25 protein-coding genes are annotated in these 24,881 nt (G+C 41.2%); 6 read left to right on the plus strand and 19 right to left on the minus strand.

Features of this window, described 5'->3' with window-relative positions; translation table 11 throughout:
- Positions 1–86 precede the first annotated feature (86 nt).
- Positions 87–2,072, minus strand: coding sequence for a S9 family peptidase (locus NR125_RS13115; RefSeq protein ID WP_256815459.1), 1,986 nt, complete (start codon positions 2,070–2,072; stop codon positions 87–89).
- A gap of 232 nt (positions 2,073–2,304) precedes the next feature.
- Here NR125_RS13115 and NR125_RS13120 point away from each other — a divergent pair, with 232 nt between their 5' ends.
- On the plus strand, positions 2,305–2,694 hold the full coding sequence (locus NR125_RS13120; protein ID WP_009331313.1) for a YhjD family protein: 390 nt from the start codon (positions 2,305–2,307) through the stop codon (positions 2,692–2,694).
- Positions 2,695–2,792: 98 nt separating this feature from the next.
- Here the strand turns inward: NR125_RS13120 and NR125_RS13125 are convergent, their stop codons facing one another.
- A complete protein-coding gene (locus tag NR125_RS13125; protein ID WP_256815460.1) occupies positions 2,793–3,347 on the minus strand; it encodes a competence protein ComK in 555 nt (184 codons plus the stop codon).
- Between the two features lie 199 nt (positions 3,348–3,546).
- Between NR125_RS13125 and NR125_RS13130 the strand changes: the two genes are divergently transcribed.
- The gene (locus NR125_RS13130; protein ID WP_009331381.1) at positions 3,547–3,783 is read left to right on the plus strand and encodes an IDEAL domain-containing protein; all 237 of its coding nucleotides are present in this window, start codon (positions 3,547–3,549) and stop codon (positions 3,781–3,783) included.
- Positions 3,784–3,846: 63 nt separating this feature from the next.
- Positions 3,847–4,491: a Type 1 glutamine amidotransferase-like domain-containing protein gene (locus NR125_RS13135; protein ID WP_019381443.1), complete on the plus strand. Its 645-nt coding sequence runs from the start codon at positions 3,847–3,849 to the stop codon at positions 4,489–4,491.
- A gap of 45 nt (positions 4,492–4,536) precedes the next feature.
- Here NR125_RS13135 and NR125_RS13140 read toward each other — a convergent pair whose 3' ends face one another.
- The 3 genes from NR125_RS13140 to NR125_RS13150 form a co-directional block, all read right to left on the minus strand.
- Complete coding sequence (locus NR125_RS13140) at positions 4,537–5,829, minus strand: M48 family metallopeptidase (RefSeq protein ID WP_009331383.1); 1,293 nt, start codon at positions 5,827–5,829, stop codon at positions 4,537–4,539.
- 166 nt (positions 5,830–5,995) lie between these two features.
- Positions 5,996–6,301, minus strand: coding sequence for an AzlD domain-containing protein (locus NR125_RS13145; RefSeq protein ID WP_009331384.1), 306 nt, complete (start codon positions 6,299–6,301; stop codon positions 5,996–5,998).
- Entirely contained in the window at positions 6,294–7,022 is a 729-nt protein-coding gene (locus NR125_RS13150) for an AzlC family ABC transporter permease (protein WP_217026618.1), read from the minus strand. The genes NR125_RS13145 and NR125_RS13150 overlap by 8 nt, the downstream gene beginning before the upstream one ends.
- A 135-nt stretch (positions 7,023–7,157) precedes the next feature.
- Between NR125_RS13150 and NR125_RS13155 the strand changes: the two genes are divergently transcribed.
- Positions 7,158–7,709, plus strand: a complete 552-nt coding sequence (locus NR125_RS13155) for a helix-turn-helix domain-containing protein (RefSeq protein ID WP_009331386.1) — start codon at positions 7,158–7,160, stop codon at positions 7,707–7,709.
- A gap of 99 nt (positions 7,710–7,808) precedes the next feature.
- On the opposite strand, the gene NR125_RS13160 is transcribed toward NR125_RS13155, so the two are convergent.
- The 7 genes from NR125_RS13160 to NR125_RS13190 form a co-directional block, all read right to left on the minus strand.
- A complete protein-coding gene (locus NR125_RS13160; protein WP_019381441.1) occupies positions 7,809–8,603 on the minus strand; it encodes an ABC transporter ATP-binding protein in 795 nt (264 codons plus the stop codon).
- Positions 8,578–9,600, minus strand: a complete 1,023-nt coding sequence (locus NR125_RS13165; RefSeq protein ID WP_009331388.1) for an ABC transporter permease — start codon at positions 9,598–9,600, stop codon at positions 8,578–8,580. Before NR125_RS13165 ends, NR125_RS13160 begins: the two co-directional genes overlap by 26 nt.
- Before the next feature lie 55 nt (positions 9,601–9,655).
- Positions 9,656–10,666: an ABC transporter substrate-binding protein gene (locus NR125_RS13170; RefSeq protein WP_192908333.1), complete on the minus strand. Its 1,011-nt coding sequence runs from the start codon at positions 10,664–10,666 to the stop codon at positions 9,656–9,658.
- Positions 10,667–10,857: 191 nt separating this feature from the next.
- Complete coding sequence (locus NR125_RS13175) at positions 10,858–11,634, minus strand: enoyl-CoA hydratase-related protein (protein ID WP_009331393.1); 777 nt, start codon at positions 11,632–11,634, stop codon at positions 10,858–10,860.
- A gap of 126 nt (positions 11,635–11,760) precedes the next feature.
- Positions 11,761–13,317: a fatty acid--CoA ligase family protein gene (locus NR125_RS13180; RefSeq protein ID WP_251174424.1), complete on the minus strand. Its 1,557-nt coding sequence runs from the start codon at positions 13,315–13,317 to the stop codon at positions 11,761–11,763.
- 204 nt (positions 13,318–13,521) lie between these two features.
- Positions 13,522–14,511 carry a lipoate--protein ligase gene (gene lplA / locus NR125_RS13185; RefSeq protein WP_009331397.1) on the minus strand — a complete coding sequence of 330 codons (990 nt, stop codon included), beginning with the start codon at positions 14,509–14,511 and terminating at the stop codon, positions 13,522–13,524.
- Between the two features lie 12 nt (positions 14,512–14,523).
- Positions 14,524–15,258, minus strand: coding sequence for an MBL fold metallo-hydrolase (locus NR125_RS13190; protein ID WP_256815461.1), 735 nt, complete (start codon positions 15,256–15,258; stop codon positions 14,524–14,526).
- 237 nt (positions 15,259–15,495) lie between these two features.
- On the opposite strand from NR125_RS13190, the gene yhfH reads away from it, so the two are divergent.
- On the plus strand, positions 15,496–15,630 hold the full coding sequence (gene yhfH, locus NR125_RS13195; RefSeq protein WP_251174426.1) for a protein YhfH: 135 nt from the start codon (positions 15,496–15,498) through the stop codon (positions 15,628–15,630).
- A gap of 52 nt (positions 15,631–15,682) precedes the next feature.
- On the opposite strand, the gene NR125_RS13200 is transcribed toward yhfH, so the two are convergent.
- The 5 genes from NR125_RS13200 to hemE form a co-directional block, all read right to left on the minus strand.
- Positions 15,683–17,851, minus strand: a complete 2,169-nt coding sequence (locus tag NR125_RS13200) for a YhgE/Pip family protein (RefSeq protein WP_256815462.1) — start codon at positions 17,849–17,851, stop codon at positions 15,683–15,685.
- Positions 17,852–17,924: 73 nt separating this feature from the next.
- On the minus strand, positions 17,925–18,497 hold the full coding sequence (locus NR125_RS13205; RefSeq protein ID WP_009331405.1) for a TetR/AcrR family transcriptional regulator: 573 nt from the start codon (positions 18,495–18,497) through the stop codon (positions 17,925–17,927).
- Between the two features lie 113 nt (positions 18,498–18,610).
- A complete protein-coding gene (hemY, locus tag NR125_RS13210; RefSeq protein ID WP_256815463.1) occupies positions 18,611–20,050 on the minus strand; it encodes a protoporphyrinogen oxidase in 1,440 nt (479 codons plus the stop codon).
- A 30-nt stretch (positions 20,051–20,080) separates the two neighbouring features.
- Positions 20,081–21,013 carry a ferrochelatase gene (hemH, locus tag NR125_RS13215; protein WP_009331409.1) on the minus strand — a complete coding sequence of 311 codons (933 nt, stop codon included), beginning with the start codon at positions 21,011–21,013 and terminating at the stop codon, positions 20,081–20,083.
- A gap of 126 nt (positions 21,014–21,139) precedes the next feature.
- The gene (hemE, locus tag NR125_RS13220) at positions 21,140–22,186 is read right to left on the minus strand and encodes a uroporphyrinogen decarboxylase (protein ID WP_256815464.1); all 1,047 of its coding nucleotides are present in this window, start codon (positions 22,184–22,186) and stop codon (positions 21,140–21,142) included.
- 304 nt (positions 22,187–22,490) lie between these two features.
- Here hemE and NR125_RS13225 point away from each other — a divergent pair, with 304 nt between their 5' ends.
- Positions 22,491–23,003: an antibiotic biosynthesis monooxygenase family protein gene (locus NR125_RS13225; protein ID WP_256815465.1), complete on the plus strand. Its 513-nt coding sequence runs from the start codon at positions 22,491–22,493 to the stop codon at positions 23,001–23,003.
- A gap of 192 nt (positions 23,004–23,195) precedes the next feature.
- On the opposite strand, the gene NR125_RS13230 is transcribed toward NR125_RS13225, so the two are convergent.
- A complete protein-coding gene (locus tag NR125_RS13230; RefSeq protein WP_009331415.1) occupies positions 23,196–23,834 on the minus strand; it encodes a response regulator in 639 nt (212 codons plus the stop codon).
- Positions 23,831–24,877 (minus strand): sensor histidine kinase, encoded by a 1,047-nt coding sequence (locus tag NR125_RS13235; protein WP_009331416.1) that lies wholly within the window; start codon positions 24,875–24,877, stop codon positions 23,831–23,833. Before NR125_RS13235 ends, NR125_RS13230 begins: the two co-directional genes overlap by 4 nt.
- Positions 24,878–24,881 lie beyond the last annotated feature (4 nt).

Genomic DNA, 24,881 nt, shown 5'->3' on the forward strand with positions numbered 1-24,881 from the left:
CTTGCGCTAGACAGCTCTCGAAGTACAAAGGTATAAATTTTGATATTATCAAAAAACCGCAAACCCAAAGGCCTGCGGTAACTTTTTTATAGATATTCATTAAACCAGCCGGCAATGTAATTCAGGCGGCTGATTCTTAAATTCGGTTTTCCGCTTCTGGAAAGCTCATGGTTGGCTTCAGGGAACCGCACAAATTTTGCTGTTTTCTTCCGATGCTTTAAGGCTATGAATAATTGCTCTGCCTGCTCAATTGGACAGCGATAATCCTTTTCGCTGTGCAAAATCAGCAGAGGTGTATTCATATCATTCACATAAGCAAGCGGGGAATGTTTCCAAAGCTTTTCTATATCATTCAAATCACTCTTGATTTGCCAATCAGTAAAATAGTAGCCGATATCACTTACTCCATAAAAGCTGATCCAGTTGGAGATGGATCGCTGAGTGACTGCCGCCTTAAATCGGCTGGTGTGTCCAATAATCCAGTTGGTCATAAACCCGCCATAGCTTCCTCCCGTTACGCCAAGCCGGTCTTTATCGATAAAATCGAAGTTTTCCAGCGCATAATCGACTGCATCCATAATATCTTCATAATCCTTGCCCCCGTAATCTCCTCTTACAGCATCTACAAAATGCTGGCCATATCCATGGCTTCCCCGTGGATTGATAAATAAGACCGCATAGCCTTTTGCTGCGAGACATTGAAATTCGTGAAAATATGAATTGGCATACATGGCATGAGGGCCGCCATGGATTTCGAGCACAAGCGGTACTTTTTCGCCCTCTTTCAGATGGGCTGGTTTCATGATCCAGCCATGCAGATCCCAATCATCTGAAGATTTAAACTGAATTGGCTCCGCATCTGCCAACTCTACACCTTTCAGGAACTCTTCATTCACATTTGTCAGCTGTTTTAATTCCCCTGTTGGGACATCAAGCAAAAATAAATCCCCTGGATATGACGGCTTGCTAATGGCTACAACAGCTTTATTGACGCTTCCTCCTGTTGTCAATCCATATACATGCTGCTGATCCAGCAGCGCAGGATATAATTCCCCATCTAAAGAGCCATAATAAACAACTGTATTACCATGGTCAGTTGCCAGGAAATAAAAGCTTCTGCTGTCCTCTGCCCAAAGAATTCCCGGTGTTACTGTACCCTGCTGGAAATCCCCGATGGCATAATCACCAGCCAATATATCTGATTCTGCAGTAAGGCACTGCAGATTTCCAAATTCGAGATTATACACCCAGACCTTTGTATGCGTAGCATTTTCGCATTCCCTTTCATGCCCGAACAATCCTATGTATTTTCCATCCGGCGACCATGTGGCGCTTCCAAAATAACCTTTTCCATTTGTAATCCTTTTCATGTCTTTTGTTTCAAGATGGATAATATAGACATCGCTTAGAAAAGAGAAATCTTTGTCTTCACTTAAATCTGCCGTAACAGCAATCCATTTTCCATCTGGTGACCAGTCTTGCAATTGGTAGTCATGTTCTCCGGATGTCAGCTGCTCCATTCCGCCAGTTTCAATATCTATTAATGCAACCTGGCTGTACCTTCCGCTCCAAAAACCCTGGGCGTCTGATTTGTGCTTCATTTTTTCAATTTCAAGAGGAAGGGGCCTGTCTGTCTGTTTTTCCTGATTTTCCTTTGTTTCTGCATCTTCTCCAGGCTTTACTGAAAGATTGAAAACAATCTTCTTCCCATCAGGTGACCAAACAGGCTTTGAAGCGCCATTTGCACAGTGTGTCAGCTGTTTGGCTTCTCCTCCTGCTTTGCTCATCACATAAATCTGTGATTTTCCGTCTCTGTCGGATACAAATGCGATTGACTCCCCATCAGGAGACCAGCGGGGCGAATGATTACGATGTTTGCCGTAAGTCCATTGAACCGGCATATTGCCTTTAATGGTATTTAAGTAAAAAATATTTGAACTATATGTATTTTCCTCATCAAGCATTCTGGTCTCAACAAAAGCTAAGTCATTTCCATTCAAGGATAGCTGCGGATCAGCTACTGATTTTAACTGATAAAGGTCTTCCGGTTTAATTGTATTTTTTTGCGTCATTTATTCCATCCTTTCTAACTGTGCTGTCCTCTTTATTTCGACATCAGAAATAAAATCCCTTCTCAATACGCTGCCGGCTGAAACTTTTTTTAATTATTGGAAATGATGAAGAATAACAGCGTTTCGACAAATATAGGCTCTTGCAAGAAAAAACATTCCTTTGTAAAATTAAATGAGAACACTTGTTCTGTAACACTAACAGGATACTATTGATTAAGGGAGCAGAAAAAACATGACCAGAATTCCTGAGGAAGACCGTAATATCATGGAACAGGCTATTTATTTGCCAATGGTGCTAACCATTTTAAATCGCGACTCCATCGTCATTAATAAAAGCCCGTTTAAACTAAAACAGCCTTATCTTGATTTGGTTGAAGAAACAATGAAGGTCATTCAAAGTGAACTCTCTGAGGTAAAACGCTATATGAATAAACACCAGCTTAAGGTACAGGAAATAAAGAGAGATGAGGCATTTACTATGTTCATGTTCCTTTACAAAGGATATGAGGAGCATCATAATTACTTTAACCCCCGCATCCGCAATAAAGTCCAGGAGCTGATGACATATTATCTTATTAAAAAACCTATGCCCAGGCCAGGAAAAAATCTGAAGGCAAATTAATATTTGGAATAAGAAAAGCCTGCAGCTAATAATGTAATATACACACGAAAAACAGAAGCATGAAATTCCGCATGCTTCTTATTTATCCTTTCCCTTCTCTATTGGTAGGCTCCAGTTCTCTCCGAAGCATTCATTATTTTGGAACCATTCACAAAGTACAATGCCTTTCTCTCTGAATCCTCTATCCTCCTTATCAATGTCGTTTTTAGTAAAGCTGTTCTGAGCACCTGATTATTAAGCGTAGTATAAGATACTGGAATAATGAAGCTTTGCTTATTCTTAAAAACCACTTGAGTATGTGCGTTTTCCGCTCGCTTGAAATAATTGATATGATCCAATGCAATCCAGATGCATTCAGGATTGTTTGGAGAAGCCGTCGGGAAAAAATAAATGAAATTTGTGGGGTCTATCGTTATTGGAGCTTTATGGGTAATGCCGGTTAATTGGCGTGTACCCTCTTTTCTGCCTTCATAGCTTGATCCAAAATATTTGCAGCTGCTTTTAATTATATCGATCGGCTTAAAAGGGGAAGTCACCTCATCATCAAGCTCCCAGATTTGCGAATAAATTTTCAGCCCATAAGCGAGGGGTTTGATAATCATTGTATTTGGATTGACTTCATACTCCTCGATCATTTGGGTATTATGGCTCATATGTTTTCATCTCCTATCTATTTTCGCTCTCGCTTTTCCATATTAACACCAATTTATCTAAAAATTACTAATTTATTTAATAGTTTCTAATTTGTTCACAATTTCGACATTCTGAAAATATTTTCTTAAAATTTAAAAAACTTAGTTGAATATTTAGAGGCAATTCCATATAATATTAAAAAGCTCAGGGGTGATTTCCATGAAGGAAAAATCATACACCGAATTGATGAAAACCAGTGGGATAAAACGGAAAAACCATAAGGATTCTTTTGTTCTTGACCTTTATATTGATATGCTTGTTACCGAGATTCTGCTGAATACTGAAAAAGAAAAGCTGATGAATAAAATAGACGCAGCAATTGATGAAAGAAATAAACCGTCATTTATGCATTTATCAAAGCAGTACAAAGAACTTTCCAAACGTTTTGGCACTTAGTAAACCAGTTTGCCCCCGCCAATCGGCGGGGTATTTTATTTTTAATAAGGCAGGAGAAAATTATTGGACAGCAGGCATTTATTTTTAATGGGCGGAAGCCCTCCATTCGGGCAAAGGCTTGGAAAAAAGTTTACGGAGCTGGCTTGTGGAGCGGCTGGCAAAATAGCTATACTCTTTTTGGAAAGGGAAGGCTGGGAAGGCTATATGAATAAGTATACTTCCGGCTTAACTCAAAATGGCGCAAGGAATTTCTGTTATCTGCCTCTTTCCCCTGCACCACCAGAATCTTTTCTTCAAGAATTGGTGTCCTGTACCGGGGTCATCATTGGAGGCGGTGAAACGGAAAAATACAGAAGTTATATTGTTGATACTGAAGTGGGAGAATACATTGGCAAGATGTACAAGAACGGTATTCCTGTAGCAGGTTTTTCGGCAGGTGCCCTAATTATCCCGGAGCATTGCATAATTCCCCCTATTGATACATCTGAAAAACAGCATCTCTTTCTGAAAGGTATCGGGTTAATCAGGGATTGTGTCATTAGTGTCCATTTCACTAAATGGAATGAAGGGGAAAATTTAAAGAGGGCAGCGGGGAAAACCAATGTCACGGCTGGTTATGGAATTGATGATGATGCAGGCATTTATTTTTATAATGAAATTCAGACTGATAGTGAAGGCGGCATACATATTTATAAGAATGAAATATAAAAAAGCAAGCCACATGGCCTGCTTTTTTCTCATATTATTGTCAAATCAGTCTGCCGCCTGCTTCCGTTCTTTTTGCCTCTGTTCCATTTCAAATTCTTCGAGCATGGAAATACGCTCCAGCATGGTTGGATGTCCATACCGGAATATTTTTACGAGAAGCGGCGGATTAACCTGGCTTAAACCGGCACGTGTCAGCTCCTGAAATGTTTCTATTGCTGCTTTTGAGTCCGTCGTCATTTCGATGGCATAGCGGTCTGCCCTTGTTTCCTGATACCGTGAAACAAAATTGGATAGAGGACTTGAAATAAAAAGCAGCATCGAAAGAATCATCAAAAACAGCGGCAGGGACCGAATATCATTTACCGCAGGAATTTTAAGCGCCCGTCCCCATTTATCGACTGCTTTCTCCATTATTTTGGCTGTCAAATAAAGGCCCAGCAGGGAAAGCAGCAAGTAACCGCCAATTCCGATATATATATGCTTTTCCACGTAATGGGCCATTTCATGTGCCATTATAAACAGGATCTGATCTTCAGTTAATTTATTCAGGGTTGTGTCCCATAGAACAATTCTTGAATTTGATCCGATACCAGTCACATATGCATTCAGCGCATTTGTTTTCTCTGCCATATCGACTTCAAAGACATGTTCCGCCGGTATTTTAGCCTGATTTGCCAAATCCAGAATTTTCGTTTCAAGTTCCTTGTTTTTCAAAGGATAGAAATCATTATAAAGAGGGTCAATGACAACAGGCTGCAGGAACATCATAAATAAGGTAAATGGAACAGACAATAACCAGGCATAAAGCCACCATCTCTTCCTGCTCTTATTAATCAGCCAGTACAATACAGACACTATGAGAACCATCATTCCATAATTAACCCAAAAATCAATGAGTTCATCCTTCATCCATCCGCTGAAGCTCTGTGTCGAGATATTATACGTTTTTGAAAGTGAAAAGCTGATATAGCTTAATGGCATAGTAGCAATAAACGCGAAAAAAGAAAGCCAAATCAAATAAATCGCCGTTTGCAGGAATTTATAAGGTGCAGTCTGTTCAGCCCACTTCTTAAAAGCCTTCGATAAGCCAAATAAGAGAATGAATAAATAGAAAATCCATTCAAAAGGTGTAGAAATAAAAAACAGCAGGTTTCTTATTTTAGAATATTCCTCACTGAGCATCAGTTCCCTGCCGTTCAGGAAAGTTGCCGGATCTGCCCGCGAGCCTTCATACTCAAAGGGCAGACTGCTGTCAGCAAAATAGAATAAATACCAATAAAAAAATAAACCGTATACAAAAAAGGCCAGCGCCCCGTAAAAGCCTAATTTCCGCGCCATCTGATCCCCCCTTATGGTACAACCTTTCTATATTTAGTTTAGTATAAAAATCTGGAATTAGAACTATTTTGATGGGACAATCCAAGTTATTAGCCTTTCACAGGAGTTCTATTGAAAAAGCCGGTTCTAGAAGGAACCGGCTAAAGAACATCAATAATAATCTTTTCTAAAATAAGAAAGAATATACAGATAACACAGCAATCGATCCTAATACAACAACAATCACATTTGCACCTAAAAAGGCTGCTAGAAAAGCAGCAGCTGCCCCGAGCAGCCCAAACCAAATATCTTCATTTATAAACAGGATGCCTGGAAAAATAAGTGCCCCTAAGGTCGCATACGGCACATTCTTTAATATCCCCTGAACGAACCCGGGAAGCTCCTTCCCCTTAAAAAGCACAAAAGGCAGCAGTCTTGGGATATACGTAACTGCTGCCATCCCAACAATCATCCACACGATATGGCTACTCATGCCCCTGCCCCCTGTGCCTGTTTTTTGCATTTTCAATCCATTCTACTATTACAGCTGACAAAAGCGTGGCCAGCACAATTGCCCAGCCAGTCGATAGCGTATTAGTCAAAGTGAAAATTGTGTTAAAACACGCTGCCAGTGCCGCAAGAAAAACAACTTTTGCACTCTTTTTCATAGACGGAACGAGAAGGCCGACAAACATGGCATAAAGAGCAACAGACATGCTTTCCTGCAAGGTTTGCGGAAGGCTCCCACCAATTAGGTGCCCAAGCCCTGAGCAAAAGACCCAGCTTAAATAGGAAACCGAGATAAGCCCAAGCATATAACCGCTTGTTACCTTTTCTTCACGTACTGCTGCAACTGAGAAAGTTTCGTCCGTAATCCCAAAAGATAAAATTACCTTGTTAGCAGCCTGTTCATCATCCCACTTTTCATTAAGAGAGGTTGACATTAAGAAGTGCCTGATATTCACGATAAAAGTTGTCAAAACAATTTCAAATATGCCCGTTCCCAATGAAAGAAGGCTCAGGGATATGTACTGTGCTGCCCCTGCAAATACGAGCAAACTCATTAAAGCTGTTTCACCAATTGAAAGACCAGTTGTTTTGGCGAGCAGCCCAAATGTTAAAGCGATGGGTGCATATCCTATCGCGATGCTGATTCCCGACTGCACCCCTTTCCTATACTCCCCGGAAGGCTTGCCGACTGCAAGTTCTGCCATAATGCTCACCGCCTTAAAAAATATAATACCAGCCTGAAAATTATACTATAATAGACTTAATATTAAAGCATGATGCGCTGGTATATTATATTATACATTCGTGCGTTATATTACACAATAAACCTGGAGGATATAATGGAGAATATTCAAAAAAGTATTGGGGAAAACCTAAGGAATATTCGAAAAACAAGAGGATACAGCCTGGATGCAGCGGCAGAAATAACCGGGGTCAGCAAGGCGATGCTGGGACAGATTGAGCGGGGGGAATCCAACCCGACTGTCACCACGCTTTGGAAAATCGCGAGCGGCCTTCAAGTTTCATTTTCCTCACTTATTCATGAGGAACCATCAGATGTCCAACTCATAGAATTGAAGACTCTAACTCCAATAATGGAGAGCATGGGCGATTACAGGGTTTATCCCGTGTTCCCTTTTGACCCCCGCAAGAAATTCGAGATCTTCACAGTCGAAATTGAATCGGGCTGCCAGCATACATCTGATAAACATAATGAGGGTGTTGAAGAATATATCACTGTCATGTCCGGAACTCTTGAAATAGAGATCGGAGACCAGCGAATCACTGTCCGCTCCGGCAATTCAATAAAATTCTCAGCAAATAAAGCGCATACGTATAAAAATATCGGAGCCGAACTGATTCGCTACCAGGCAGTCATGTATTATCCATGAAAAAGTTGGCATATCGCTTCGGGCGGTATGTTTTTTTACTGGAATATTTCCAAAACAAACAAGCCGGACAAAGCCAAAAGCCTTTTGTCCGGTCTCCCTTTAGATTAATACAGCCTTGTCACTGCTCATTTTCTCTCCACGGATTTTTTGGAATTCTTCAAGCAGTTTTTCGACGGTCAAATCTTTCTTTTGGTCTTCATTTGTTTCAAAAATGATCTGGCCCTTGTCCATCATGATCAGCCTATTTCCCAGGTCAAGTGCCTGCTGCATATTGTGGGTCACCATTAATGTAGTAAGTTTATATGTTTCCACAATCTCTTTCGTAAGGCTGGTAATCAATTCTGCACGAGCCGGGTCCAAGGCAGCGGTATGTTCGTCTAAAAGCAATATTTTAGGCTCTGTAAAAGTCGCCATCAACAGGGATAATGCCTGCCTCTCCCCGCCTGACAGCAGTCCAACTTTTGCTGAAAGCCTGTTTTCCAATCCAAGATGCAGCATTTCCAGCTTTTCCTGGAAAAAGTCGCGTCGTTTCTTGGAAACTCCTTTGCGAAGGCCACGTGCCATAGTTCTCGAATAAGCAATGGCAAGATTTTCTTCTATGGTCATGGAAGGGGCTGTTCCTGCCATCGGATCCTGGAAGACACGTCCGATCAGCCTGGATCTTTTATGTTCTTTCACAAGAGTGACATCAGTGCCATCAACCAGCACTTCTCCTATATCAGGAATCAATTTGCCGGAAATCATATTCATAAGAGTAGATTTTCCCGCTCCATTACTGCCAATAACCGTCATGAAGTCGCCTGGCTTTAAATGAAGATCGATTCTGTGAAGTGCTGTTTTTTCGTCTGGAGTTCCCTCATTAAACACTTTATGAATCTGATTTAATTGCAGCAAGATGTTCACCACTTTTCCCGTAGGCATTAGTTTTTTTCGCTTCCGCTAATCTCCGCCGCTTTCTCTGCTTTTCTTTTTGCTGCTGAATAAGCTTTGGCAGAATCAGCGCACCAATCACGATTACTGCTGTGATTAGCTTCATATCTCCTGTTTCAAGAAATTCAACTCTCAATGCAAGAGTGACTATAATACGATATAAAATGGCTCCTCCAATGACAGCCAGTGTTGCTCGGACAATAGTTTTTGCGCCAAAGATTGCTTCTCCAATGATTACGGATGCAAGTCCTATGATAATCATCCCGATTCCCATTCCGACGTCACTGAATCCGTTATACTGTGCCACTAATGCTCCAGAAAAAGCTACAAGTGCATTTGAAATGCCCAAGCCAGCTATCTTCAGGATATCTGTATCAGCTGAAAAGCTTCGGATCATCGTCTCATTGTCGCCTGTTGCACGTATAGCCAGACCAATATCTGTCTTTAAGAAAAGATCAATCAATACTTTCGCAGCAAAGGCTAATATTAGCATTAAAATCAGAATCCCCCAGGTCTTTGGGATGAAACCCATTCCCAATGCCCCAAACAGGCTTTGAATAGCCTGATCAATCCCAAGTCCCTGCCAGAATGCTGTAAGCTTTGTGATAGCCGTTTCCTCAGACAGCAGTGGAACATTTGACTTGCCCATAATCCGGAGATTGATAGAGTACAATGCGATCATCATTAATATTCCGGACAAGAGGGCATTAATTTTTCCTTTTGTATGAAGAAGGCCTGTAAGGCAGCCTGCTGCAAACCCCGCAAGCAATGCTGTCATTGTTGCCAAAAATGGATTGTATCCTCCTACTATCATGACAGCTGCTACAGATGCGCCCGTTACAAAGCTTCCATCCACCGTCAGATCGGGAAAATCCAGTATTCTGAATGATAGGTAAACCCCCAATGCCATTAAGGCATAAATTGCTCCTGCCTCAATGGAACCAAAGATCGCTGTTGGCATAGTAATCTCCCTTTCTATTAGAAAAGCGCAAACGCTGGTGGGTTATTTACAGGTATTACTCCACAAACTCAGCAAGATCGCTCCATTCCTCTTTTAAGTCAATGCCCATTTCTTCTGCAGCCTTTTTATTGATTACCAGCTTTAGATTCTGCGGATATTGGACAGGAAGTTCGGATGGCTTCTTGCCGTCTTTTAAAATTTTTGCAGCCATTTCCCCAGCTTCATATCCGATATCTTCATAGTCAAATCCGTAAGCAGCAAAGCCCCCGCGTTTAACAGAGTCCAGTTCTCCCACGAAAAGCGGGATGTCATTGTCGTTTGAAACCTGAATGACAGATTCCAAAGCGGAAACAACAGTATTATCCGTAATAATATAGATGGCATCAGCTTTTCCGACAAGAGATTCTGCAGCCTGTTTCACTTCGGAAGAATTGGATACGGTTGCTTCAGCCAATTTCATATCTGTACTTGAAAGAGCTTCCCTCACCTTTTCAATCTGCACCTCTGAATTTTGTTCTCCAGAATTGTAAATAACACCCACTGTGCCTGCCTCAAACTGTTCATTTATAAATTTAACCATGTTGGGTATCGCATCAGGATGCGTATCTGTTGTACCTGTTATATTTCCTTCAGGAGAATCCATTGATTTTACTAATTGCGCACCCACTGGATCGGTTACTGAAGTAAATACAATTGGTATATCCTTTGTTGCATTCAGTGCACTTAATGCACTGGGGGTAGAGTTGGCAAAGATCAGGTCTACTCCATCTCCGGCAAAATTATTGGCAATGGATTGATTATTATTCTGGTCCCCTTGTGCAATCTGAACATCGTAGCTTGCTTCAATACCAGAATCCTCCAATGCCTTCTTAAAGCCCTCGAGTGCCGCATCTAACGAGGGATGCTCGACAATCTGCGTAACTCCTATATTAAATGATTCTTCCTTTTCTTTATCAGAAGAGCCTGCATCTCCATTTGTACTTTCACTCCCGCAGCCGCTTAGAAGCAAAGTTCCCATAAGACCTGCAGCAGCTATTGCTTTAAATGATTTTATTCTCTCTAACATACTAGATGATCCCCCTTTTATCTCTATCTTTTCACTTCAGCACTTTTATGCTTTTATGCTTTTATTCACTAAATTATATAGTTAATAGCGACACTATTCAAGATATTTTTTAATAATTTTCTAAAAATTTATTATTTTAATAGAAAGGACACAGCCAAATATTGCCGTGTCCCATTACCCGCTTATTCATTTTATTTCCCTTTAAACTCCGGTTTTCTTTTTTCAGCAAATGCTGCAAGAGCTTCAACTCTATCTTCTGTTGGGATAATTACTTCATATGCCTTCCTTTCAATCTGCAGCCCAGTCTGCAAATCGACACCCATGCCATGTTTTACAGCAAATTTAGCCTGCTGCAGGGCAAGCGGGCCGTTATTAAGCATTTGTCCGGCAAATTCAAAGCAATCATTTAAGAGATTATCTTTTTCAGTCACTTTTGTAAGGATGCCGTATTCAAGCGCTTTTTCAGAAGTAAGCCTTTTAGCCGTCAAAATTAATTCCAGGGCTTTGGCCTGGCCTATCAATCTTGGAAGTCTTTGAGTGCCGCCTGCCCCTGGTATTATGGCCAAACTTGTTTCTGTAAGTCCCATTAAAGTGCCTGAAACGGCGATGCGGAAATCGCAGGATAGAGCTAACTCCATCCCGCCCCCGAAGGCAAAACCGTTAATAGCAGCAATAGTAGGCTGCGGAAGCTGATCAACCAGTGAGAATACCTCACCTATTTTATATATATTTCTGCGGACTTGCTCTTCTGATAGTGTCCTGCGCTCTTTTAAGTCTGCACCAACACTGAATGCTTTTTCTCCAGCCCCTGTAAAAATCACTGCACGCACATCAGGGCTGGTGCGCAGCTTTTCAACTGATTCCTGAAGCTCCGATAAAGTATCAAAATTAAAAGCATTCAATGCATCAGGGCGGTTAATCGTTACGACCGCAATATGACCTTTTGTTTCGACTGCAATAGAACTCATATGTATCTCTCCTCTTTCAAGTACTATCTAATAATTCGATAAATTTCGTGAAAACCCTTTCAAATTTAGTCAATTTGAAATTGGAATAGAAAAGGACAGACACATCCCATGCCTGTCCATAAAAACCTATTTAGTCTGTAGAACCTGATTCTTCAATGCTCTCCTCAAAATTTTACCAGTTGTGTTCTTTGGCAGCTCTTCTAAAAACTCGATCGATGACGGCACTTTATATTTAGCCAGATGCTCAGCACAGTATGCAAGCAGCAGTTCTTCTGTCAGCTGAGGATTTTTAGTTACAACATAGCATCTCACCGCTTCACCCAGATTTGGGTCAGGCACACCCAATACAGCAACTTCAACTACATCCTCGTGATTATAGAGCACCTCTTCAACTTCCCGCGGGTACACATTATATCCGCCGACTAAAATAAGGTCCTTTTTACGGTCAACGATATAAAAATAACCTTCCTCATCCCTTTTTGCGAGGTCTCCTGTATAAAGCCAGCCATCGCGAATAGTTGCCGCGGTTTCTTCCGGCAGCTTGTAGTAGCCTTTCATCACGTTGGGCCCGCGCACAATCAGTTCACCTACTTCGCCAACGGAAACTTCCTCTCCCAGTTCATTTACGACCTTATTCTCAACGTTCATAATGGATTGCCCGATTGAGCCTGCTTTCCGCGGCTTATCAAGCGGATTGAAGCAGGTAACCGGAGAAGCTTCTGAAAGACCATATCCTTCTGAGACAATGACATTGAATTTTTTTTCAAAGCCATGAAGAAGTGCAACAGGCATGGCAGCACCGCCCGAAATGCAAAGCCTTAACGATTTCAGATCTTCCGTATTTCCATCATCAAACTGAAGAAGGAAATTGTACATGGTCGGAACGCCGGCAAAAACAGTAGGTTCATATTTTTTAGCGAGTCTAAATATTTCTTTCGGGCTGAATTTTGGATCTATTAAAATAGTAGCCCCATTCATCAGCGGTGCATTGAGAGCAACCGTTAAACAGAAGACATGAAACATAGGCAAAGTAGTGATAACCCGGTCATTTTCGTTCATGTGCAAATAGTCGCTGACATCCTTTGCATTGCAGTAGAGGTTTTTATGTGTCAGCATGGCACCCTTCGGCTTGCCTGTCGTACCGGATGTATATAGGATAACGGCTGTTTCATCATCTTTGAGCTCAGGGCCTTTAAAATCCAAATCTCCTGAAGCTATCACTTGTGTAAACGATTTCATTTTTGAGAAAGCTGATAATGCAGACGGATCCGCTTTTGAAGCCTGTCCCTGCGGGGTTTCACAAATAATAAAGTTCTCCACTCTTGGAAGAGCCTGATGCATCTTCTCAATCAAAGGCACTAACAGGTCAAGCGTAACAAGCGCTTTTACATCACCATTATTAACAATGTAGCCAATTTCATCCGGTGTATAAATTGGGTTGATCGGTATAACAGTTGCTCCAAGCCGCAGTGCTCCATGCAGGCCGATGACAAAATGCGGCGAATTCCCAAGTAAAAGAGCAATATGATCTCCTTTTTTCACTCCCAGCTTTGAGAGCCCATCCGCAAATTTAGTCACAGCACCATCAAGCTCCCCATATGTACTGGACTGGTCCATAAAATAATAGGCAGTCTTATTGCCCATTTTGATCGCCGTTTCATGCAGATGCTCTGTTAAATTCATTTACACTCCCCCTGTAATGAATGAATAGTCATTCATTTTTATTAAATAAATTTTCTAAATATATTATATTGAAAGAAAGTTTTGTATTCAAGTAGGAAAGCGAATTGTTCACAATTTCTTTTTTATAGAGGACTGCCTTTCGCAAAACTTTATATAAATATAAGAAAAGCCGGCATAATGCCAGCTTTCCAATAAATGATCCCATTAATAAACCAGGTTGATAAATTCGGTCTTTGTCACATTTCCGAAGTAATGCTTAATGTCCACTCCTTCAAGGGCATTTTCAATCTCTGACTTTTCATAGCGAATTCCTGTAAGCTTGCTTTCAATTTCGCTTACATCTCCAACCCCAAAGAAGTCTCCGTAAATTTTACATTCCTCAATTTTCCCTTTTGTGACGTTAAGTCTAATATCAATTTGCCCCACTGGGAAACGATGCGAGTGCTGAAGATCAAATTTGGGTGATTTTCCATAATTCCAATCCCAGTTTTGATAGCGCTCCTTGGACAGCTGATGAATTTTTTCCCAATCATCATTCGTAAGCCTGTACTCTGCAATTTCATCTAAATCACCAAAAATATTCTTAAGCAGCAAAGTGCGAAATTCTTGAATTGTGATTTTTTTATCCAGGAACTCTGAGATATTAGCAACACGGCTTCGAATAGACTTAATGCCTTTCGATTCAATTTTATCTTTCTTTACCTTTAATGCCGAAACGACATTTTCTATTTCGGAATCAAACAAGAGGGTACCATGGCTAAACATTCTGCCTTTGGTAGAAAACTGGGCATTCCCGGATATCTTTCTGCCTTCTGCCATCAGGTCATTTCGCCCGCTCAATTCAGCATTAACACCAAGCTTCTGCAAAGCTTCTACAACCGGCTCGGTAAACTTTTGGAAGTTGTGGAAGCTTTCTCCATCATCTTTTGTGATAAAGCTGAAGTTGAGATTGCCTAAATCATGATAAACAGCCCCGCCGCCAGAAAGCCTTCTGACCACATGGATACCATTGTTCTCGACATATTCAGTATTAATCTCTTCAACTGTATTCTGGTTTTTTCCAATAATAATGGAAGGTTCATTAATATAAAAAAGCAAATAGGTTTCTTCAATATCAAGATTCTTTAGTGCATATTCCTCAATAGCAAGGTTAATTCTGGGATCTGTGATTCCCTGGTTGTCAATAAAAAGCATCTGTTTTCCTCCTCAAAAAGTATGGGACCATTGATAATCCGCAATAGAAATAGGACCGGTATATTTTGTTGAAGCCTCTTCCTTCAGCTTTCGCAGTTCACCATAATGAGGCAAATGAGTCAGCAGCAAATTTTTCACCTTTGCTTTGCTGGCCAATGTTCCAGCATCCAAGCTTGTCATATGCCCAGCATTTTTTCCATTTTGATGACCGTAAAAATTGCATTCGCAAACTAATAAATCAGCATTTTCGCTAAATGCTGCCAGCTCTTCTTTATATGACGTATCAGCCGTATAAATAAGCGTTTTGCCGTCTGCTTCAATTCTCATTGCATAGCAAGGCACAGGGTGATTAGTCTTTAAAAAGCGAATTTGAAACGGGCCTGCAAAGAGAGTGCCATCAGGATCATAGCAGACTCCTTTTGTGATATCCTTGTATGTAAATTTGGCAAATTCATACTGATCAAGAGAATGACCATAGATCGGGAGGGTATCTGTTTTCCTGCCTAAAAAACCCTGAATGAGCCTGGCATGCTGCAGAACCCCTATATCCGCAATGTGATCTGGATGGTAATGCGAGATAATCACTGCATCCAATTCTTCTGGCTGAAAAAAATTCTGCATTTTTGAAAGTACGCCGCTTCCGCAGTCGATCAGCAAATGAAACCCATCATGCTCCAGCAAATACCCTGAACTCGCCCCATCAGCTTTAGGATAACCGCCCCAGCTCCCAATTACAGTTAACTTCATCACGTTTCCTCCTTATTAATAAAGCGTAAGTTCCTACGCTATGACTGATAACCAAACTCTCAGGGAAAGGCCCATCTTTACTATGTCCAATATACTCGATTATGCCTATTTTTTCACTTTTTTAATATTGTATTGAAACAGATGTTGACACAAAGATACTGTTATAATACAATTGACTTAAATAATCAAATTATTTAGAACAATATCACAAATTATCTCAAATTAGGAGGCTTCAACATGATTCAAAACATTATGGAGTTTTTCAGAAACCTGCCGGCAAAACAATGTTCAGAATGCGGGAAGTCGATCGACGAGCAGCATGAATGCTACGGAAACAAGTGTGATAAATGCATGGGAATAACAGATTTATAGAATAATATATTAAAAGCCAGCCCTGTGGGCTGGCTTTGTTTTTTGCTTATAATCAATCAGCCTTCCCTGCAGCAGCTGCAAATCTTTTCTTGTGCATTGCAGTAAAGTAAACAAAAGTTCCTGCAATGAACAGGGCAGCGAAACTCAATAGAATGACTGCATTCTCCCACATGAAATCAAAATTCCCGCTAGAAATGACAGCCTTTAGTCCGGAAACGGAATAGGTCATAGGCAAGTATGAACTGATTGGCTGAAGTGCATTAGGAATCAGCTCAAGCGGGAAAGTACCAGCACTTGTTGTCAGCTGGAGAATTAATATGATAATTGCAGCAAACCTGCCAGGATCACCCATTACGGTGACAAAAAATTGAATAAGCGCGATGAACGTAATGCTGGTTATGATGGTAAACAGAAGAAACAAAGGTACACTCTTCACTTCCAGGCCAAGTCCCAGCAATAGAATCAAGGCTGCAATGAGACCCTGAATAATGCCTATTCCAGCAAGAATCCCAAACTTGCTTGCAAACCAGCTAAATCCTGACCGTGGAACACCAGCCGGTTCACGAAGCGGGAATACAATAGAAAGAAGCAGAGCACCTACGAAAAGGCCAAGAGACAGAAAATAAGGCGCGAACCCAGTACCATAGTTAGGAACTTCTGTTATCTTCTCGTTATCTATTTCTACCGGATTTGCCATCATATTATAAGTTTTATCGCTGGCATTTACAGATGAGGCATTTTCAGCGCCATCCGCTAATTTATTTGCTAACTCAGCAGATCCTTCATAGATTTGTGCATTACCTTCGGCTACTTTGCCTGCGCCATCTTCAAGCTGCTTTGTGCCATCTGCAAATGCAGCTGAACCTTGGGTCAGTTTGCCAAGACCTCCTGACAAATCTGCTGCACCGCCTGCTAGCCTGTCTGCTCCGGCTTGGGCTTCACCAAATTTCTGAGCAAATGTTTCCATTCCAGCACCGAAATCTTTATGTCCCTGTACAAGCTGCTGAGAACCAGTTTCCAGATCGGATGCCCCTTGGGCAAGCTGATTTATTCCCTGCTGGAGCTGCAGCTGTCCTTCATTTAGCTGCCCCATTTTTTGGGATAATTCGGCTCCTCCCGCAGATAGTTTACCAGCTGACTCAGCAAGCTGGGCTGATCCAGCCTTCAGCTGGGCAAGCACAGTCTGAAGCTCAGCTTTTTCAGGAGATCCATCAGGAAGCTGCGATATAAAGCCCTGCAGCTTTTGCTCTAAAAGAGCAGTGCCTCCACTGAGTTTTTGTGCCTCCGTTTGCCATTGTTCCAGAGATGAAGATAAGGTTTTGACTCCATTTTCCACCTGCTCGGTTCCATCAATCATAACAGGAAGTTTTTCCTTTATTGTAACAATCCCTGCTTTTGTTTGTGTAACACCTGCTGACAGCTTTTGACTTCCAGATTCCAGCTGATCAGAAGCTTTACTTAATTCTGATTGGCCTTCAGCTAATTTCCCTAAACCTTCTGAAAGGGATTTAGCTCCCTCTGTCATTTCTTCTGAACCTTTTCTTGCTGAGCTTACACCATTATTGAACTCAATGGATTTATCGGCTAAAAGCGCCAGCTTCTCATGCAGCGTGTCAGAACCATCCTTTAAATCTGCAGCTCCTTCACTGATTTGAAGGGCCCCATCACTTGCCTGTCCAATGCCATCTGCCAGTTCCCCTACCTTATCGAACATCGTTTCAGCATATGTTTCAGTCACTTTTTCTGACAGAGACGCTTTAATTTTTTCTACAGCTGTTCCGCCAATTTGAGCTGATAAAAAATTGTAGCTCTCATTGGGAACGTAAATCAGGTTCATTTTCTGCGGATTGTCTTCCAGGAGAGTGGTTGCATTCTTGGAAAAATCCTTAGGGATTTCAACAAGCATATAATATTGCTGATCATTTAGATCTTTATATGCTTCCTCTTTATCAACAAATTGAAAATTAAAGTCCTTGCTTTCCTTTAATTTATCAACAAGATCATCGCCCAGATGCAATTCATTATCTTCAAATGCAGCACCTGCATCCTCATTAACGATAGCAACAGGCAGATCATCTAAATGATCGTATGGATCCCAAAATGCCCAAAGAAACATTCCGCTGTATAAAATAGGAATAAACACTACTGCGATAATAGGAATCAGCAGTTTTTTGTTTTTTAAGATTGCTGAAAATTCCTTCAAGAAAAGTTTGTTTCTCACCGTAAATCCCTCCGTAATAACTTAATGACTAATTTCCCCATTCGGTCATTTCTCTGAAAAAATAGAGGACTATCTAGTTCGATAATCCTTTCATAATGTATTGTTCAAACAGCATAGCTATTTTTTCTTTTTCCAAAGGTTCATGACGCTGCTCCCAATCAAATATGAGAGCAATATAAAGCTTCAGCATCACAAAAGATGTCAGTTCCGGATCGCATTTCCGGATTTCTCCTTTTTCAATCGCTTGTGTGACTTTGTCTTTTAAATAACTTAATATCGCATCCTCTACTTTCCCAATTACATCTGTAACAGCAGGAGTTCCCATTTCCTTTGCTTCCTGGAAAAGCTTGATTGTCAGCTGATGCTTCATGCGGAATTCAAGTATTTTATACAAACCCCGATGAACATTTTTATGAAAGGGCAAAGAAGGATCAAGCGCTTCATCAGCTGCGCTTTTCATTTCCATAATGAGCGTATGGATAATTTCATCAAACAGCTCTTCTTTATTTTTAAAGAAATTATAAATAGTGCCTTTTCCAACATTTGCAAGCTTTGCAACTTGATCCATAGTGGTTGCTTTATATCCAAATAGAGAAAATGATTTAGTGGCAGCCTCAATAATTTGCTGTTTCCGATCTGCTGACATGAACTCACCTCTTTAGAAAATGACTAAATGAACAATTTGGTCATTAGTACAAAAAGTAATTTACCATACTCTAAATGAAAAAGCAAGCTGAAATGATCCAATATAAAAAGCTGTCACACACGGACAGCTTTTTGCTTGTTGCTTTGCAAGTATTCAACTGCATTTCGAACTGCCTCTTCTGCCTGATCTATGCAGTCAGGAACGCCAAGACCTTCAAATGAACTTCCTGCCAGAAAAATGCCCGGCAGCTTTTCCTGTGCCTGTTTCTTTGCCAGCCCGACGCGTTCTTTATGTCCTACAGTATACTGTGGCATTGAATCCTTCCATCTTGTTACATAAACAAAGTCCGGATTCATTTTAATATTCATTGTTTTATTTAAATCATCAAGTACAACTTTAACAATTTGGTCATCTGACAGATCCACCACTGCTTCATCACCGGCTTTGCCAACGTAACAGCGCAGAAGCACTTTTCCTTTGGGGGTCGAATGAGGCCATTTCTTATGTGTCCAGGTACATGCAGTAATGGTGTAATCACTATGGCGTGAAACAACAAAACCGGTTCCGTCAATTTCCCTTTCAATCGCTTGCTCAGGAAAAGCCAGCGCTACAGTTGCCACAGAAGTGGAAGGCATTTCTTTGAACTGCCCAAAAAGTCCCCAGCCAGAGAAAATGCTGCACAGAGCATGGTGGGGAACAGCCATAACCATGCAATCTGCCTGAAGGTTTTCTCTGCCATTCATTTCAACTGTATAGCTTCTGCCAGTCTTCTTGATCGATTCAATTCGATGGCCTTTTAGTACAGTTCCAGGTTCAAGCTTGCTCTCTAGGGCATCGACAAGCGATTGAAGCCCCGATTTGAAAGTAAGGAACATCCCTTCTTTGCTTTTGCGGTTTGCGGCTTGTTTCGGGTGAGAGCCTGTGGACTTTTTCATTCCCAGAATTAAACTTCTATACTTCTGCTCAACCTGATAAAACTGCGGGAAGGTGGCCATAAGGCTTAATTGATCAATATCGCCAGCATAAATGCCAGAAAGAAGCGGTTCAATCAAATTATCGACAACTTCGTCACCAAGCCTTCTCCTGAAAAAGGCACCCAGTGACTGATCATTGGAAGAAGCGGAGCGCGGCAGCACAAAATCTGCCGCAGCTCTTGCCTTCCCTGCGGGAGAGAATAAGCCGGTTGTAATAAAGGGAGCAATTTGTGTAGGAATGCCCATGATTGATCCGCCCGGCATTGGAAATAGGCGCTGTCTTACAAGAACGTAGGACTTACCGGATGTATTTCTCACAAGATCTTTTTCCAGCCCTGCTTCATTGGCAAGCCGGGACGCACTTTGTTTACGGGCCAGAAAGGAATCTGGTCCTCTTTCGATCACAAAACCGTCTCGTGTTATTGTTTGAATCTTGCCGCCAAGACGATGTGAAGCTTCTATGAGCTTAACATCCAGGGCCATTCCTTTTTCTTTGGCTTCCTTCTGCAGATAGTAAGCTGCAGCAAGACCAGTAATTCCCCCTCCGGCAACAACAACTTTCTGTCTCTCTCCCTGCACGGTAAATCGCCTTCTTTTCTAATTTTTTGCTTATCTATTCAGCAACTTAAAAATGGCATCAGACATCGCATCAATAAACTCTGGCTGTGAATTTGGCATTTCTGGACGGTAATAGCTTGCACCAAGCTCATCAGTGACAACTTTGCATTCATAGTCATTGTCGTACAGCACTTCAAGATGATCTGAAACAAAGCCGACAGGAGCATACACAAATGCCTTGTAGCTCTTGTTTTCATATAGGTCCCTTGTCAAATCCTGCACATCAGGACCAAGCCATGGTTCAGGTGTGTTTCCTGCACTTTGCCAGCCAACGGCATAGTTTTTGACGCCAGCCTGTACGGCAATCAGGTCAGCTGTTTCCTGCAGCTGATGCGGATATGGATCCCCTGATTGCAGAATCTTTTCCGGCAAACTGTGTGCAGAAACAATTAACACAGCTGAATCTTTTTCTTCAGCAGGCATTTTATCGAATGTTTCCTTTACACGATCAGCCCAATATTTGATAAACTTAGGCTCTTTATACCAGCTTTCAACTGATTTTATAACAGGACCGCCAAGCTTTTCAGCCTCTTCTTTGGCTCTGCCGTTATATGATTTTACACTAAAGGTTGAGAAATGAGGTGCAAGAACAATGCTGACAGCCTCTTCAATCCCATCCTCATGCATTTGTCTAACTGCATCTTCTACGAAAGGTTCAATATGTTTTAATCCTAAATACATTTTGAATTCATAATCGTCCTGAATTTCATTTAAATGCTGTTCAAGTTTTTCAGCCTGATCTTTAGTAATTTCTGCAAGCGGTGATATTCCGCCAATCGCTTCATATCTGCTTCTTAAATCTTCAAGCATTTCCTCAGAAGGCTTTCTTCCCCTGCGGATATGTGTATAGTAACGCTCAATGTCTTCTTCCTTATAGGGAGTTCCATAAGCCATTACAAGTAAACCAACTGTCTTTTTACCCATGTCTTCCACCTCAAATAGTTTTGTCTCCAGTCCTTATTGTGCCAAAAATTAAATTGATTACCAAAACTAATGCTCAAGCAATGTGCCAATCGGTTTACCAGACATTGGACAAAGCTGTCCTAAAGGTTACTTGTTTAGTTTGGAAGCAGAGTACTCATGAATAAAAGCAGTTAATTTCTTTAATGTGTCCGGATTAACCTCCGGGAAAACACCATGCCCAAGATTAAATATATAACCAGGCTGGGCCATTCCCTGATCGAGAATAGCTTTTGCTCTTTCCTCTATAACCTCCCATGGTGCAAGGAGAATAGCCGGATCAAGATTGCCCTGGACTGTTTTGGTGATGCCTTTTGCCCTTGCTTCCTGAATCGGAAGTCTCCAATCCAGCCCAACTACATCAAGCGGCAGATCATGCCACTCCAATGCCAGGTGGCTTGCGCCTACACCGAACATGATCAGCGGAACATTCTCTTCTTTTAAGGCAGAGAAAATACGATTCATTACAGGCTTAATAAAATAGCGGTAATCCTCCACATTTAAGGCGCCAACCCATGAATCGAAAATCTGGATAGCTTTCGCACCTGCTTTGACCTGGGATTTCACATATGTAATAGTCATTTCCCCAAGTTTATCCATTAAAGCAAACCAGGCTTTAGGTTCTGCATACATGAATGCTTTCGTTTTGTTGTAATTCTTAGATGGTCCGCCTTCAATCATATAGCTGGCAATAGTAAATGGAGCCCCTGCAAAACCGATTAGAGGCACAGTCAACTGCTCTTGAGTAAGAAGCTTAATAGTCTCCAGGACATATGGAACGTCCTCTTCCGGATTGATTTCCCCAAGCTTTTCTACATCCGCTATGGAACTGATAGGATTTGAAATAACAGGGCCGATTCCTGATTTAATTTCCACATCAACCCCAAGGGCAGGAAGAGGTGACATAATATCTTTATAAAGAATGGCAGCATCATTGTTATATTGCTCTACCGGCAGCCTAGTAACATAGGCACAAAGCTCAGGCTGGTGTGTAATTTCAAATAGGGAGTATTTTTCTTTTATCGCTCTATATTCCGGCTGCGAACGGCCAGCCTGGCGCATATACCAAACAGGAACATAATCTGTCTGTTCCCCCCTCGCTGCCTTCAGAAATGTATCGTTAAATGAGTTCGTCATTAAATTTTATCCACCTTTCAAGACTTGTCTGCGTATTATTGTAATATATATATACCAAAATTAGAAATCGCCAGTATCTATCCTTTATGACTATATCCTTTTTTCTCTGTTTTTGTATAGATTTGAAGGGCAAATGTCAAAAAATTGACGTTTTTAACTATCTAAATAAGGGAAAATTAAAGATTGTAAGGATATTAGCTCATAAAATTTTTCAATTAATGAATGAAATGTTTAACAGCATGATATTTTCACTGAAATGACTTTCAAAAAACACTATAAACTTTTCCAAGTGGAGTGAGAAAAAATGAAGATATATATGGCAAGAGGAACTTACGATTTTTTGAAAAAAATTAAAAAAAAGCACTCCAATGAAAACATGGTTGCAATGCAGAATACTGAGAGTGCCTTATTAATCCATGAAACAGCAGGAGCCTCCACCTTTAAAGAACCTCGTTCCTATGAAGTAATTGATTCTTCCGGTACATTCAATAATGCAGGATTTGCAGTTCTGAATAATATACCTGTTACAGATGAAGGCAGGCCGCTTTTTGAGCACCGGTTTAAAAACAGGGCAGGACTTATTGAAAATGAACCGGGATTTACGGCCATCCGGGTTCTGCGGCCACTTGAATCAAACACATATATCATTCTAACACTATGGAAGGATGAAAAATCCTTTAAGAACTGGCAGAATTCCAAAGCATATGAAAAAGCACATGAAAAACGCGGGACGGAAAGCGGCATCGATAAGACACCGAATATATTCTCCAGCCCTTCATATGTGACCCAATATTATATCCCTGAAGAAGAGAAATAAGAAAAGCGGAAGCGCCTTGCCCACCCCCGACAAGCACAAGACGAGCCTTCCGGAAAGGCGTCCTTTGCCTTTTTGGGAGGATTGGCTTGTGACCTCGAGGGGGTAGGCGCTGGAGCTAGACAATTATCTAACTTAAGAATTCATACATTCTTTTAATTTAATAAAGGATGAGCTGCAGCAGCTCATCCTTCTCTATGCCTGTCTTTTAATTATGCCATTTCGATTGGCATAAACTGCTGCCTGAGTACGATCAGTCACACCCAGTTTACTGAGGATATTGCTTACGTGTGTTTTGACTGTTTTGATGCCAATGAACAATTCCTCACTGATTTCCTGGTTTGTCATCCCTTCCCCAATGCAGAGCAGAACATCAAACTCCCTTTCAGTTAAATCATCGTGAGGCTTTTTTTCTTTTTCTCTAAAACGGCTTACCATTTTCCCCGCAACCTTTGATTCAATAACGGACTCTCCTTGTGCAGCTTTCTTAATTGCATTCACAACCTCGGCAGCATTTGCTGTTTTAAGCATATAGCTGAACGCACCCGCTTCAATTGCCGGGAAAACTTGTTCATCATCGTAATAGCTGGTTATGATTATAATTTTGCACCCAGGATAGCTTTTTAAAATCTCCCTTGTGGCTTCAATTCCGTTCCCATTTTCCATCAGCAGATCCATCAGAACGATTTCCGGCCGTTCATTGAGTACAAGCTTTACAGCTTCATTTCCGCTTTCTGCTTCCCCAATTACCTTTATTCCAGCTTCCGTTGCCAAATAAGATATAATGCCTTTTCTTACCATTTCATGATCATCCACTACAGCAACACTGATCATTTCAGCCTCTCCCCTTTTGCCGGAATTTTAATATCTATATAGGTTCCTTCATTTTTCTTAGAACGTATTTTGAATATTCCTCCAACTTCTTCACAGCGTTCCCTCATTGTCTTCAGCCCATAGGAGGTGATCCTCTCTTTATGAGGATTAAAGCCTTTTCCATTATCAGCAATAAAAAGATAAATGTAATCTTCTTCTTCCGTTAAGGTTATTTTTATATTCCCTGCATCAGCATGGCGGAGTACATTGGATAGGGCTTCCTGCACAATCCGAAACAAATGCTCTTCCGCTGCTTTTGAAAGATTTTCAATCTCATCAATGCTTGCATTAAAATCGATGTTTGTCTTTGCCTTTAACTCCTGTATCAGCTTAATAATTCCATCGCATAGCCTGTCATCACTCAGCTGCACGGGTCTCAAATGGAGAAGAAGCGCCCTCATTTCCCCCTGCGCTTTCGCAGCGATTTGAGAGATTTCATTTAACTGCTCTCTTGCTTTGTCGCTATCTAAATCGAAAACTCTTAGGGCAGCTGAAGACATCATACTCAAAGCGAAAAGCTGCTGGCTCACTACATCATGCAGATCCCTTGCCAGGCGCTGTCTCTCTTCCATCACAGCAGCTGAATGGGCTGTTTGTGCCAGGATAGACTTTTCATCAGCTAGCCGCTGCATGGAAAAAACCTGCTCCTGGATATTTTCCGCCAGCTGATTCAGTTCATCTGAAATTAACCCTATCTCATCTTTTTCATAGGATTCCATCCGATCAGCATACTTGCCGCTCCTTAATGTTGAAACAAATAATAAAATATCACCGAGCCTGCCTTTAATTAAGTAGCTGCCCTTAAGTCCAAAGTAGGCTCCTGTAAGAAGTAAAATGGTTAAAGCATACAAAAAAAGCGAGAAGGTGCTCTTTATCGTCATTGGCGATTCAGGATTATAAAATAGATACACCTGTAATCCGACAAAAAAGATTAATGAACTTATAATGGCCATCATAATAAAACTCTGTACAAACCAATACCTGATCCCGGTTTTTCTCATCATATAC

The organism is Cytobacillus sp. Bac17, assembly GCF_024519925.1.
Lineage (GTDB): Bacteria > Bacillota > Bacilli > Bacillales > Cytobacillaceae > Cytobacillus > Cytobacillus pseudoceanisediminis.